This window comes from Mesorhizobium sp. RCC_202 (assembly GCF_041355295.1).
Taxonomy (GTDB): domain Bacteria; phylum Pseudomonadota; class Alphaproteobacteria; order Rhizobiales; family Rhizobiaceae; genus Mesorhizobium.
The window spans coordinates 1-12,066 of record NZ_JBFUPO010000010.1 but is presented as its reverse complement, the minus strand read 5'-3'; the positions used below and the strand labels follow the sequence as shown (position 1 = coordinate 12,066).

The following is a 12,066-nucleotide window of genomic DNA, read 5'->3' as shown; positions in this document are numbered from 1 at the left end:
CGCTTAAGCAAAGACGTGCAGCTCGCCGCCGGCTTCGTCAATGGCGGCGCGCAGCTCCGCCTCCGGCTCCCTGTCGGTGACAACGTCGGAAAGCTCGCTCAGCGCGCACACGCGCTCCAGGCTGCTGCGGCCGAACTTGTCATTGGTGACGACCAGCATCGCCGACAGCGACCGTGCCATCATCGCCCGCTTCACCGCCGCCGCGCCGGAAATCGTGTCGCTCGGCCCGTCGCCGTTGACGGCCGACGCACCGATGATGGCGATATCGGCATTGTAGCGGCGAACGAATTCGACGGTATCCTCGCCGAGCACGCTGGCTTCGCGGCTGTCATAGGTGCCGGGGCAAAGGATAACGCGAAAACTCGGATTCGCGCCGGTGACGGAGGCGATGCCGACCGAATTGGTGATGACGGTCAGATCCCGCCGCAACTGCGAGAGACTGCGCGCCACCTCGTAAGTCGTCGAGCCGCCATCGATCATCACGATGCGGCCGTTCTCGACCAGGCCGGCAGCGCCACGTCCGACGCGGGCGCGCTCCTCGACCAGCGTGAGCCCGCGCTCGGAAATCACCGGCTCCGACGTCATCAGCGAGATGGTCGCCCCGCCATAGGTGCGGTTGATCAGCCCGGCATCGCCGAGCTCGATCAGGTCGCGACGGATGGTCTCGCCTGCCACACCGATACGCCGCGCCAGCTTGGAGATACGGATCGAGGCCGAGCGCCGCACCTCCGACAGGATCAGCTCATGGCGTTCTTTCTTGGTCAGCCGGCTCGGCTCGATATCCATGGTCGCCCTTCGCGGGATTTCGTTCCCGGCGTGGGGACATTAGCCATGCCAGGGACAGGAAGCCAGCCAGAGCGATTCATTGTTTCACGGAAACGATGAACCGCTCTATCCCTTTGTTCGACGCAATTCCGGACGGAAAACCGTTTCACACTTTTCCTGGAATTGCTCTAATGCCTGAGCCGGTCGCGCATGGCGTACCACAGCATGCCGAGCACATAGAGCGGCCCACGCAACGCCGTGCCGCCCGGGAAGGGCAGCGGCGTCAGCGTCGAGAACAGGTCGAGCCGTGAGGCATCGCCGGTGATCGCTTCCGCCAACAGCTTGCCCGAAAGCGTCGACAAGATGACGCCTTTGCCGGAATAGCCATGCGCGAAATAGACCTCGCCATAGTGCCCGACATGCGGCAGCCGCGACGTCGTCACCGACACCAGTCCGCCCCACGCATGGTCGATCCGGCAGCCGCGCAATTGCGGAAAGGTCTTTTCCATATGCGGCCGCACGAAGCCGGCAATGTCGGCTGGCGGCGACGGCGTATAGCGCTCGCCGCCGCCGAACAGCAGCCGGCCGTCGGCCGACTTGCGATAGTAGTTGACCACGAACAGCGTGTCGGACACCGCGACATCGGCCGGGATGATATCGGCCTTGCCATCCAGCGGCTCGGTGGCGACGATATAGTTGCCGACCGGCATGATGCGGCTGTTGACGCGCGGCTCCAGCCCTTGCAGCAGCGCATCGCCGGCCAGCACCACATGCCGGGCGCGGACAGAACCCTTGTCGGTATGGACGCGGATCGATGGTTCGCGTTCCAGCCGCACCGCGACCGAGTTCTCGTGGATGACGACACCTGCAGCGGCAGCCGCGCGGGCAAGCCCCAGCGTGTAGTTCAGCGGATGCATGTGGCCACCGAGCGGCTCGAAAACCGCGCCTTGGTAGGGTGTGTTCACCTTTTGCCGCGCCTGCGCCGCCGAAAGGATCTCGACATCGGTGAACTTCATCACCTTGGCGAGGCACTCGGCCTCCGCCTCGAAATCGCTGAGATCCGAGTTGTTGACGGCGCCGACCAGATGGCCGGTCAGGCGCAGGTCGCAATCGATGGCGTGGCGCTCGATGATGTCGAGCACCAGCCCGCGCGCTTCGAAGGCGAGGTCGAACAGCGCCTTCGCCCGCTCCGGCCCGAACGTCTTGACCAGCCCCCTGGCGCCCTTGCGCAGGCCGGGAATCATCTGGCCGCCATTGCGGCCCGAGGCGCCCCAGCCGATCTTGCCGCCTTCGAGCAGCACGACCTTCAAGCCCCGCTCGGCGGCATGAAGCGCTGCCGACAGGCCGGTGCAGCCGCCGCCGACCACCACCAGATCGGCTTCGACGTCACCCGCAAGCGCCGGATGGTCCGGCGCCGGACTGGCGGTGGCGACATAATAGGATTTGCCGATATCGAGACCGGCATTGAAACCTGTTGAACGGGTTGCCATGGTCACACCTTGAGCAACAGATGGTCGCGTTCCCAGGACGTCACCACGCTCTGGAACAGGTCGAGCTCGACGCTCTTGACGCGCAGGTAGGTCTGGAAGAAATCCTCGCCGAGTAGCGCCCGCACCGGCTCGCAGGCGGCCAAACGGTCGAGCGCTTCCTCCATTGTCTTGGGCAGGTTGCTGCGGCTGCGATAGGCATTGCCGAAGGCCTCGGGCGAGCGGGCAAGCTTCTCCTCGATGCCGAGATAACCGGCGATCAGCGAGCCGGCCATCGCCAGATACGGGTTGGCGTCGGCGCCAGGCAGCCGGTTCTCGATCCGCCGCGCGGCGCGTCCGCCCATCGGCACGCGCAGGCCGCAGGAGCGGTTGTCGTGCGACCACTCGATGTTGGCCGGCGCGCTGTGGTTCGGCCGGATGCGGCGATACGAATTCACATGCGGCGCAAACAGCGGCATGATTTCGGGGATGTATTTCTGCAGGCCGCCGATGAACTGCGAAAACATCTCGGTGTCGTCGCCATCCTTGCCGGCAAACAAAGGCTCGCCCTTCTCGTCGACGATCGACATGTGCAGATGCATCGAGCTGCCGGCCTGCGCCGCGATCGGCTTGGCCATGAAGGTGGCGTGCATGCCATTCGCCTGCGCGATCTGGCGCGCCAGCCGCTTGAACAAGAGCACCTTGTCGGCAAGCGCCAGAGGATCGCCGTGCAGCAGGTTGATCTCGAGCTGTGCCGTGCCGGATTCGTGGATCAGCGTGTCGAGCGGCAGACCGGCGGTCGCGGCATGCTCGTAGAGGCGCCGCGTCACCGCTTCGAATTCCTCCAGCGCCTGCATGTCGTAAGGATGCTGCACGCTTTCCGGCCGGCCGTTGCGCCCGACCGGTGCGGTCAGCGGCCGGTCCGGATCGGGGTTGGGCGCGGTCAGGTAGAATTCGACTTCCGGCGCCATCACCGCGCGCCAGCCGCGCTGGCGGTAAAGGTCGAGCACCGTCCTCAGCACGTGGCGCGGCGAGGCCATCCAGGCGCGGCCGTCCAGGTGGAAGGCGTCGGCAAACACATAGGCCTTGCCGGGGTTGCCAGGCGCTGGGCACAGCGTGGAAATGTCCGGCACCATGCGCATGTCCGGGTCCGAATAGGCAAAGCCCTCGTCGATGGAACCGGAATAGCGGCCGTCGATGGCGACGAGAAAGGCGCTGCTCGGCAGATAGAGCGCCCGGTCCTCGAGTGACTGCAGGAACTTGGCCGTCGGCAGCGCCTTGCCGCGCAGCACGCCGTTCACATCGGGCACGAGGCATTCGACCTCGCTTACCGCATGCGTCTTCAGCCAGTCTCGCGCGTCGGCGCCGCTGGAAAGGGAAGTGTCTTGTTTGTCAGGCATTGATCATGTCCGTACGAAGAGGAATCGCTTCGGCGGGCATGTCCGTTCCGGTGGGGCGTTGTCGAGGCTGCTTTATCCGAGGAACGGACGCCCGCCTGATGACCGGCCAAGCGGCCGGATCGAGCGGCGGGAGACCCCTTCGGTCCAACCGTCGCGAACGACGTGCGAACCGACTTTCGTCTCCTCGGCGCGTTGCAGATTCTCGTGCCGGCAGCAGCGCATGATCAGCGATGACCCGTCAAAACGCAGGTCTTCATGGCCGTGTTTGAGAACGGTCGGCCAATCAAAACAGAAATACCGGCGATGAAATCCATGTCACGTCTCGTTGATGGATATGGTTTGACCGATCATCCAGCCAGAAGCAAGTGCGCATGTTGCGAGCTGCTATCGTGGACCGATGGCCTCGGCTCAGCCGATGCTCTCGCCACCATCGATCACCAGCGCCTGTCCCGTCATGAAGGACGAGCGATCGGAGACGAGAAAAAGGATCGCCTCGGCGATCTCTTCAGCGCTCGCCCAGCGACCCATCGGGATTTTGGTGCGCACATAGGTCTCGATCGCACCGCGCCCGCCCATCTGGGCGATAAAAGGCTCGTTGAAGGGCGTGTCGACCCAGCCCGGGCAGAGCGCATTGACGCGTACATTGTGCCTGGCGTAGTCGAGCGACATCTGTCTGGTCATCGCCACCACCGCATGCTTGGACGTGGCATAGGCGATCATCTCGCGATCATAGAAGACGCCGGAATTGGACGCGGTGTTGAGGATGACGCCGCCGCCCTGGGCAATCATCGCCGGCATGGCCGCCTTGGCCGCGAGGAACTGCGCCCGCACATTGATCCGCCAGGAGGCATCCATGCCGTCGGTGCCGACTTCGGTCAGCGTGCCGCCGACCTGGATGCCGGCATGGTTATGCAGGATATCGATCCGGCCGTATTTGCTGAGCGTCCCGGCAATGAGCGCCTCGATCGCCTTGTCGTCATTCACATCGGTAGCCATCGCCTCGGCCCGACCGCCGGCTTCGCGGATGTCTAACGCAGCCGCCTCGCCAGCCATCGGATCCCGGTCGGCGATGATCACGGCGGCCCCTTCGCTCGCCATGATCATGGCGCCGGCACGGCCGATGCCGGAACCAGCGCCCGTCACCACGGCGATGCGATCTTTCAAAATCATGGATTTGTCTTTCAAGGCGATGGCTTTCGGCGACCGAGCTGCCATTGTGCGAGCAGCACGAGCAGGACCGATGCGGCGAGCACGATCGTCGCAATGGTGTTGATTTCCGGCGTCACGCCGCGTCGGATCGAGGCAAAGACATAGATCGGCAGCGTCGTCTGCGCGCCGGCGACGAAGAAGGCGATGATGAAATCGTCGAAGGAGAAGGTGAAGGCGAGCAGGAAGCCGGCGATCACCGCCGGCATGATCTGCGGCAGCACGATCGAGCGGAACGTCGTCAGCGGCGTGGCATAGAGGTCGCTGGACGCTTCGACCAGGTTGCGATCGAGGCTCGCGTGCCGCGTGCCGACGATCATCGTCACCAGCGCCATCGAGAACAGGCCGTGCGCGGCGATGATCGACCCATAACCGAGCGACAGCCGTGGCGGCTGGTCGCCCGGCCAGAGCGACGCGATGAACGGATTGACCACGCCGAACAGTTGCACCAGCGCCACCAGCGTCGAAATGCCGATGACGACGCCCGGAACGACGATCGCCGCGCCGAGCAGGCTATCGAAGACCGCCCGCGTCCGCGCGCCGACCCGCTGCAGCCCAAGCGCCGCGGCCGTACCGCAGAAGGCGGCAAGCAACGCGCTGGTGGTGGCGATGAACAGGCTGTTCTTCAGCGCCTCGACCAGGAACGGGTTCGACAGTGCCTTGCCATACCATTGCACGGAAAAGCCGGTGAACTCGCTGGCGTGCTGGCCGGCGTTGAAAGAAAACAGCACCACCAGCGCGATCGGCAGGTAAAGGAAGGCAAAGACGGCAACGACGAAGGCGCGCATCAAATCAGGTCCACACGGCGAGCGCCCGACAGCCGGGTCGAGATGCGGTTGGCAATGACCAGCACCACCACCGAGACCGCCACCAGCGTGATGGCGATGGCCGATCCGAACGGCCAGTTGCGCGACTGCAGGAAGAGGTCGACCAGTGCGTTGCCTATGAAGAACACCTTGCCGCCGCCGAGCAGCGTCGGGATCAGATATTCGCCGAGCAAAAGGATCATCACCAACGAGAAGCCGGTCATCACACCTGGCAGCGACAATCTGAGCGTCACGCCAAGGAAGGTCGACAAGGGCGTGGCGCCGAGATCGGCCGAGGCTTCCAGGAGCCGTCGGTCGAGCCGCTCGAGGCTGACATAGATCGGCAGGATCATCAGCGGCAGATAGCCATAGACGATGCCGAGCAGTACGGCGCCCGGCGTGTTGATCAGCCTGAGGTCTTCGATGCCGACATAGGCGAGCAGCGCCGGGATACCGCGCCCGCCAAGGATGTACATCCAGGCATAGGTGCGCATCAGAAGGCTGGTCCAGAACGGAATGACGATCAACGCGAGCAGGATCAGCCGCCAACGCTCCGGCGCGCGCAGCGCCAGATAATAGGCGACGGGATAGGCGACGAACAGGCAGGCCAACGCTCCGACCGGCGCCAGCACCATAGTGTTCCAGAAGGCGGTCGCCCGCGCCGGCAAATTGGCGTATTGCGCCAGCGTGAAGGCCGCCTGGTAGCCGCCTTCGGGCGCCCGCTCGCCGACACTGAAGATGGCGATGGCGACGAAGGGCAGGACCAGGAAGACGACCAGCCACAGCGTCGCCGGAGCGAGCAGCAGCGCCGTCACGAGATTCTTGCGAAAGAGACTGCCGCGCATCGGGAAAGCCACTCCGGGACCGGCGGGCATTTGTCCTCCGGTCGCATTGTCTGGTTCGGGTTTGTGGCCGGTGCCGCTCAAGCCGACTTGAAGCGCGCCATCAATTCGGCGCGGCCCGGATCGGTGAGCGTCGCGGCGGCGCCGAACTCGAGGGGTTTCAACAGGTCCGCGGCCGGATAGAGGATCGGATTGTCCAGCACCTCCTTCGGCAGCAGCGCGTTGACGCGGGCGTCGGTCGAGGGCGCGCCATTGGCGAGATGCTCCTTCACCGCGACCTTGGGATTCATCAGATAGTTGAGCAGCGCATAGCCCGCCGGCTTGTTCGGCGCATCTTTCGGGATGGCATAGAAGTCGGTCCAGATCTCGCCGCCTTCCTTGCCGAGCACATAGGCGATCTCGGGAATGTCGCGATGCAGCTGCGCGCCGTCATTGGTCCAGCACATCGTCATCCAGGCATCGCCGGCGCGCATGCCCGGCTGATAGTCGCTCGACACCGCGAACAGATGCGGCTTGACCTTGATCAACAATTCTTCCGCCTTGGCCAGTTCGTCCTGCTTCAGCGAGTTGAACGAATAGCCATAATATTTCAGCGCATTGCCGATCGTGGTCAGCTGATAATCATGCACCATGGTGCGGCCGTCGGCCTCAGTCATGGCCGTGTCCCAGAACTCCTTCCAGCTCGTCATCGGCTTGGTGAGCTTCTTGGTGTTGACGGCAAAGCCGGTCGTCCCCCAGTTCTTCGGCACGGCGTAGATTCTGCCGTCGATGGTGCCTTCGGCGGTGAAGCGGGCATCTTCCTTGCTGCCATCAAAATTGCCGAGCTTGGCCATGTCGAGCGGCTCGATGATGCCGAGCTTCTTGTAGGTCGAGATCGTGTAGTTGGTTGGCACGAACAGGCTCCAGCCCGAGCCGCCGGCCTGCAGCTTGGCCAGCATCTCCTCGTTCGAGCCAAAGACATTGACCTCGACGGCGACACCCGTGTCAGCCTTGAAGTTCTCGAATGTCTGCGGGTCGTGATAGTTCGGCCAGGTGGCGATCGACATGCGGTCGCCAAGGTTCTCGGCGGCAAAGGCCGGCGTCGGCATGATGCCGAGCTCGCGCGCCATGACCGCGGTGGCGACACCAAGGCCGGTGAGGCCAAGGAAGTCGCGGCGGCTGATCGAGCCGCGCTTCAGGCGCATCAGTTGATCGACGAATTTCTCGGGGCTTATCGGCAGTCCGTCACGATAGGATTTCGGCATGTTGGTCTTCCCTCTGGTTGGTCCCGTTATTCTTGGCTTCCGGAAACGCCAGCGGCGCTCCGGCGGCAAAGCCGATGGCGACGGATTCGCCCGGCTTGAACAGGTTGCCCTGGCCGATGATGTGGTCGGCCTTGGCAAGCAGTGATCCGATACCTTCAACCTCGATCGCGTATTCCGCGGTCGAGCCGAGGAAAATCCGGTTGCGGACGATGCCTGTGAACGCGCCGCCGCCGGGTGCGGAGAGGCTCAGCGATTCCGGACGCAGGCTGACCGACACGGCCTCGCCCCGGGCGAGCGGTGCCCGCTTGCGCGCCGCAATCACCGTGCCGTCGGCAAGCGATACATCGACGAGATCGCCCGAAATGCCGACCACCTTGCCGCTCAACAGATTGGTCTTGCCGACGAAATCGGCGACGAACAGATCGGCCGGCTCGTCATAGATCTCGCTCGGCTGCCCGAGCTGGACGACGCGGCCGCCATTCATGACGCAGACGAAGTCGCTCATCGACAACGCCTCTTCCTGGTCGTGGGTGACCAGGACGAAGGTGATGCCGATTTCGCGCTGCAGGTTCTGCAGTTCGATCTGCATGTCGGTGCGCAGCTTCTTGTCGAGCGCCGCCAGCGGCTCGTCGAGCAACAGCACGGCGGGCTTGTTGACCAGGGCGCGGGCCAGTGCGACGCGCTGCTGCTGGCCGCCCGACAATTCATGGATCTTGCGGCGGCCATAGCCGGCGAGCTGCACCATGGCGAGCGCCTCGCCGGCCCTTGAGGAGATCTCGCGCGACGACAGCCTGGGTCTCGCCTGGCGCAGCCCGTAGGAGATGTTTTCCTCGACATCCAGATGCGGGAACAGCGCATATTGCTGGAACACCATGTTGACCGGACGCCGGTAGGGCGGCGTTCCGACCATGTCGCGGCCGCGGATCAGCACCTGGCCTTCGCTCGGCTGCTCGAAGCCGCCGATCATGCGCAGGCACGTCGTCTTGCCGCAGCCGGACGGTCCAAGCAGCGCCACGAAGGCGGATGGCGGGATGGCAAGGTCGATGCCGCTGACGGCGGTGACGGCGCCGTAGCGCTTGGTGACCGCGCGAAACTCGATATCGGGCACTGCAGTCAAACCACGGGCTCCAGCGACAGGGTGAGGCAATTTCCTCGACGCTATCAGAGCCAATAGCGGCTAGTATATACCTCGCAGGTGGTATATTCAGCCGATTTTATCGTTTAGAGGGGTATAGTTTGGCGACGTCCCGCAGCGACGACTACAACGCTCTGGCAAGCGCCATCGCCGCGACGCGCGAGGCCGCCGGTGACCATTTCGGCAGGGCGATCGTCGGTTGGCTGCGCGGACATGTCGGTTTCGATCACTGCGTGATCTTCGGCTATCGCGGCGCAACACGCCCGCCGCTTCTGTTCGAGACCTTCTCGCCGACCGAAAGCCACATCTTCGTCGCGCTGTATCAGGAAGGGCCCTATCTTCTCGACCCGTTTCACCACGCCGCGGTCGAGCGCAAGGAGGGGTTCTGGCGTATGCGCGAGCTCGCGCCGGACCGCTTCTATGCCAGCGAATATTACCGCTCCTATTACAGCCAGACGCGGCTGGCCGAGGAGGTCGGCTTCTTCGTGCCGCTGGCCGGCAAGGATGCGCTGGTGCTGTCGCTGATGCGGCTGCGCACTTCGGGGCCGTTCGGGACCGCCGACGCCAGGCTGCTGCGCGACATGGCGCCGGCCGTGATCGGTTTTTGCAAGCTGCGCTGGCCGGCCCTGCCGGCCGACGAGATTGTCGCCCCACCCTCCGGTGAGCCCATCGCGATGGCCAACGAGATGGATCGCACGCATATCTGGAAGAGCCTGTCGCTGACGTCACGCGAGAAGCAGGTCGTCGACCTCGTGCTCCAGGGCCACTCCACGGAATCGATCGCCAGGGCACTGAGGATCGTGCCGGGAACCGTCAAGGTTCACCGCCGCAACATCTACCGCAAGCTCAAGATCAAGTCGCAGGCCGGCCTGTTCGCGCGCTTCGTCGAAATCATCGACGCGCGCCTCGGATAACCCGCCTCAAGCCAGTTCGAATCGTTCCACGGCCCGCATGATGCCGCGCAGTTCGGCGAGGCCTTTGAGGCGGCCGATCAGCGAGTAGCCGGGGTTGATCTTCGTCTTGCCAATGTCGTCGGCAAGCAGGTGGCCGTGGTCGGGTCGCATCGGGATGCGCCAGTCGGAGCGGCCTTCCTTGCGCCGGCGCGCCTCTTCCTTCATCAGCGCCAGGATCACTTCGGCCATGTCGGTTGAGCCTTCCAGATGCTCGGCCTCGTAGAAGGAGCCGTCCGCCTCGCGCGTCACGTTGCGCAGATGCGCGAAATGGATTCTTGGGCCGAATTCCCCGATCATCGCGACCAGGTCATTGTCGGCGCGCACGCCGTAGGAGCCGGTGCAGAAGGTCAGGCCGTTCGATGGGCTGTCGACCGTCTCCAGGATGAAGCGTGCATCGTCGGCGGTAGAGACGACGCGCGGCAGGCCGTAGAGCGAGAAGGGCGGATCGTCGGGATGGATGCACATGCGCGCCCCGACTTCCTCGGCGGCCGGGATGATCTCCTTCAGGAACCAGGCAAGGTTGGCGCGCAGCTCCGCCGGGCCGATCGCCGCGTAATCGGCGAGCGCGTCGCGCATCGTGTCGCGGTTATAGGTGCGTTCCGTGGCCGGCAGGCCGGCGATCAGATTGCGCTCGATCTTATCGATGTCCTCGGCGCTGAGCTCGTGCAGCCGCGTCTCCGCTTCCCTGAGGCGCGCCGGGCTGTAGCTCGCCTCGGCATTCGGCCGCTTCAGCACGAAAACATCGTAAGCGGCGAAGTCGAGCGCATCGAAGCGCAAGGCGTAGCCGGTGGTCGGCAGCCGGTACATCAGATCGGTGCGGGTCCAGTCGACTACCGGCATGAAATTGTAGCAGATGGTGGAGATGCCGGCCTTGGCCAGCGACCGGATCGTATCCCTGTACCAAGCGGCGTAACACTCACGCTCCGGTGTGCCGGTCTTGATCGAATTATGGACCGGAATGCTCTCCACCACCGACCAGGTCAGCCCCGCCGCCTCGATGATGCGCTTGCGCTCGAGGATGGCCTCCAGCGGCCAGGCGCTGCCGTCATAGATGTTGTGCAGCGCCGACACGATCCCTGTCGCGCCGGCCTGCCTGACATGGTCGAGCGTGACCGGATCGTTTGGGCCGTACCAGCGCCAGCATTGTTCCATGATTGTCCCTTCCGTGATTGCCAGCGACCATATTGTCGGACGGCAATGGCCGTCAAATCGACTGGGCGCGGCAAGATCGCGGACCGCCTGGGGACACCTGCCCTGCCCTCCCTTGCAGCGGCGCGCGTTAACCGTCTATCGTGCGGCTCCAAGAACTGCTGCCCAAGTATCGCGGCGGCGGATTGAACGGCGCGACAGTTTTCAGGACGAATGAAGTAACGCTTAGCCAATGATCGACAAATCGCAATTCGGACTGACCGCTGTCGATAGCGCTCCACTGCATGAGAAAGTCTATCTGGAGCTCGTGCGGGCGCTGATGTCGGGTCAGTTGCAGCCCGGTCAGAAACTGACGTCGCGCAAGCTCGCCAAGGAGCTCGGCACCAGCGATATGCCGGTACGCAGCGCCTTTACGCGGCTGCAGGCGCTGCGGGCGCTGAGCCCGATGCCGAACGGCAGCGTCGAGGTGCCGCTGATCTCCGCCGAGCGCTTTCAGCAACTGACCGCAGTGCGTACGATCCTGGAAGGCACGGCGACCGAACTCGCCACCAAGCGCATCAACGGCAACAATTTGCGCGCCATCCGCCGTCACTGCGCCGAGCTGACCCAGGCCGCCCGCAGCGGCGATATCGACGACTATCTGCGCAGGAACCACGACTTCAAATTCTCGATCTACCGCCATTGCGGCAACGAGCAGATGATTTTCCTGATCGAGACGGTGTGGATGCAGGTCGGTCCATTCCTCAGAAACCTGCGCGTCGGATTCGAGGACGATCTCGCCGGCATTCTCGGCATCGACTATCACGAGGAGGTGGTCGCGGCGATCGAGGCGGGCGACGGCGATCGCGCCCGTTCGGCCATCGTGCGCGACATCGACGAGGGCGCGACACACATCCTCGGCCAGGTGAAGTTCCCGCAATTGCGCAACTAGAGCGTTTCACCGTTTCACGGAAACGGCGAACCGCTCTATCTCTTTGTTTTGTCGCAATTTCCAGACGGAAAACCGCTCACACTTTTCCTGAGATTGCTCTAGGGCCTGTTGAGAATCAGCGTGAGTTGATGACGGATGCGCAAGCGTAGATCATTGCGCTGAAGTTTCG

Annotated in this window: 11 protein-coding genes; 2 read left to right on the top strand and 9 right to left on the bottom strand. The window is 64.0% G+C overall.

Annotation, left to right across the window (positions count from 1 at the left end):
• Positions 1-3: 3 nt before the first annotated feature.
• From AB6802_RS22055 to AB6802_RS22020, 8 genes are all read right to left on the bottom strand, one after another.
• On the bottom strand, positions 4-786 hold the full coding sequence (locus tag AB6802_RS22055) for a DeoR/GlpR family DNA-binding transcription regulator (RefSeq protein WP_371012292.1): 783 nt from the start codon (positions 784-786) through the stop codon (positions 4-6).
• Positions 787-953: 167 nt separating this feature from the next.
• On the bottom strand, positions 954-2,255 hold the full coding sequence (locus AB6802_RS22050; protein ID WP_371012291.1) for an NAD(P)/FAD-dependent oxidoreductase: 1,302 nt from the start codon (positions 2,253-2,255) through the stop codon (positions 954-956).
• A gap of 2 nt (positions 2,256-2,257) precedes the next feature.
• The gene (locus AB6802_RS22045; protein WP_371012290.1) at positions 2,258-3,631 is read right to left on the bottom strand and encodes a glutamine synthetase family protein; all 1,374 of its coding nucleotides are present in this window, start codon (positions 3,629-3,631) and stop codon (positions 2,258-2,260) included.
• A gap of 408 nt (positions 3,632-4,039) precedes the next feature.
• Positions 4,040-4,801: an SDR family NAD(P)-dependent oxidoreductase gene (locus AB6802_RS22040; protein ID WP_371012289.1), complete on the bottom strand. Its 762-nt coding sequence runs from the start codon at positions 4,799-4,801 to the stop codon at positions 4,040-4,042.
• 11 nt (positions 4,802-4,812) lie between these two features.
• Positions 4,813-5,625 (bottom strand): ABC transporter permease, encoded by an 813-nt coding sequence (locus AB6802_RS22035; RefSeq protein WP_371012288.1) that lies wholly within the window; start codon positions 5,623-5,625, stop codon positions 4,813-4,815.
• Positions 5,625-6,518, bottom strand: a complete 894-nt coding sequence (locus AB6802_RS22030) for an ABC transporter permease (protein WP_371012287.1) — start codon at positions 6,516-6,518, stop codon at positions 5,625-5,627. Before AB6802_RS22030 ends, AB6802_RS22035 begins: the two co-directional genes overlap by 1 nt.
• A gap of 47 nt (positions 6,519-6,565) precedes the next feature.
• Positions 6,566-7,729 (bottom strand): PotD/PotF family extracellular solute-binding protein, encoded by a 1,164-nt coding sequence (locus AB6802_RS22025; RefSeq protein ID WP_371012286.1) that lies wholly within the window; start codon positions 7,727-7,729, stop codon positions 6,566-6,568.
• Entirely contained in the window at positions 7,710-8,846 is a 1,137-nt protein-coding gene (locus AB6802_RS22020) for an ABC transporter ATP-binding protein (protein ID WP_371012285.1), read from the bottom strand. The genes AB6802_RS22025 and AB6802_RS22020 overlap by 20 nt, the downstream gene beginning before the upstream one ends.
• 119 nt (positions 8,847-8,965) lie before the next feature.
• Here AB6802_RS22020 and AB6802_RS22015 point away from each other — a divergent pair, with 119 nt between their 5' ends.
• Positions 8,966-9,778, top strand: coding sequence for a LuxR C-terminal-related transcriptional regulator (locus AB6802_RS22015; RefSeq protein WP_371012284.1), 813 nt, complete (start codon positions 8,966-8,968; stop codon positions 9,776-9,778).
• A 6-nt stretch (positions 9,779-9,784) separates the two neighbouring features.
• Here AB6802_RS22015 and uxuA read toward each other — a convergent pair whose 3' ends face one another.
• Positions 9,785-10,969, bottom strand: coding sequence for a mannonate dehydratase (gene uxuA, locus AB6802_RS22010; RefSeq protein WP_371012283.1), 1,185 nt, complete (start codon positions 10,967-10,969; stop codon positions 9,785-9,787).
• Positions 10,970-11,198: 229 nt separating this feature from the next.
• Between uxuA and AB6802_RS22005 the strand changes: the two genes are divergently transcribed.
• Positions 11,199-11,897: a GntR family transcriptional regulator gene (locus tag AB6802_RS22005; RefSeq protein WP_371012282.1), complete on the top strand. Its 699-nt coding sequence runs from the start codon at positions 11,199-11,201 to the stop codon at positions 11,895-11,897.
• The last annotated feature ends 169 nt before the right edge of the window (positions 11,898-12,066 follow it).

Bases quoted from the DNA above. Each gene is read 5' to 3' on its own strand.
- AB6802_RS22030 (WP_371012287.1), bottom strand. From the start codon at position 6,518: ATGCCCGCCGGTCCCGGAGTGGCTTTCCCGATGCGCGGCAGTCTCTTT.
- uxuA (WP_371012283.1), bottom strand. From the start codon at position 10,969: ATGGAACAATGCTGGCGCTGGTACGGCCCAAACGATCCGGTCACGCTC.
- AB6802_RS22035 (WP_371012288.1), bottom strand. From the start codon at position 5,625: ATGCGCGCCTTCGTCGTTGCCGTCTTTGCCTTCCTTTACCTGCCGATC.
- AB6802_RS22045 (WP_371012290.1), bottom strand. From the start codon at position 3,631: ATGCCTGACAAACAAGACACTTCCCTTTCCAGCGGCGCCGACGCGCGA.
- AB6802_RS22055 (WP_371012292.1), bottom strand. From the start codon at position 786: ATGGATATCGAGCCGAGCCGGCTGACCAAGAAAGAACGCCATGAGCTG.
- AB6802_RS22040 (WP_371012289.1), bottom strand. From the start codon at position 4,801: ATGATTTTGAAAGATCGCATCGCCGTGGTGACGGGCGCTGGTTCCGGC.
- AB6802_RS22025 (WP_371012286.1), bottom strand. From the start codon at position 7,729: ATGCCGAAATCCTATCGTGACGGACTGCCGATAAGCCCCGAGAAATTC.
- AB6802_RS22050 (WP_371012291.1), bottom strand. From the start codon at position 2,255: ATGGCAACCCGTTCAACAGGTTTCAATGCCGGTCTCGATATCGGCAAA.
- AB6802_RS22005 (WP_371012282.1), top strand. From the start codon at position 11,199: ATGATCGACAAATCGCAATTCGGACTGACCGCTGTCGATAGCGCTCCA.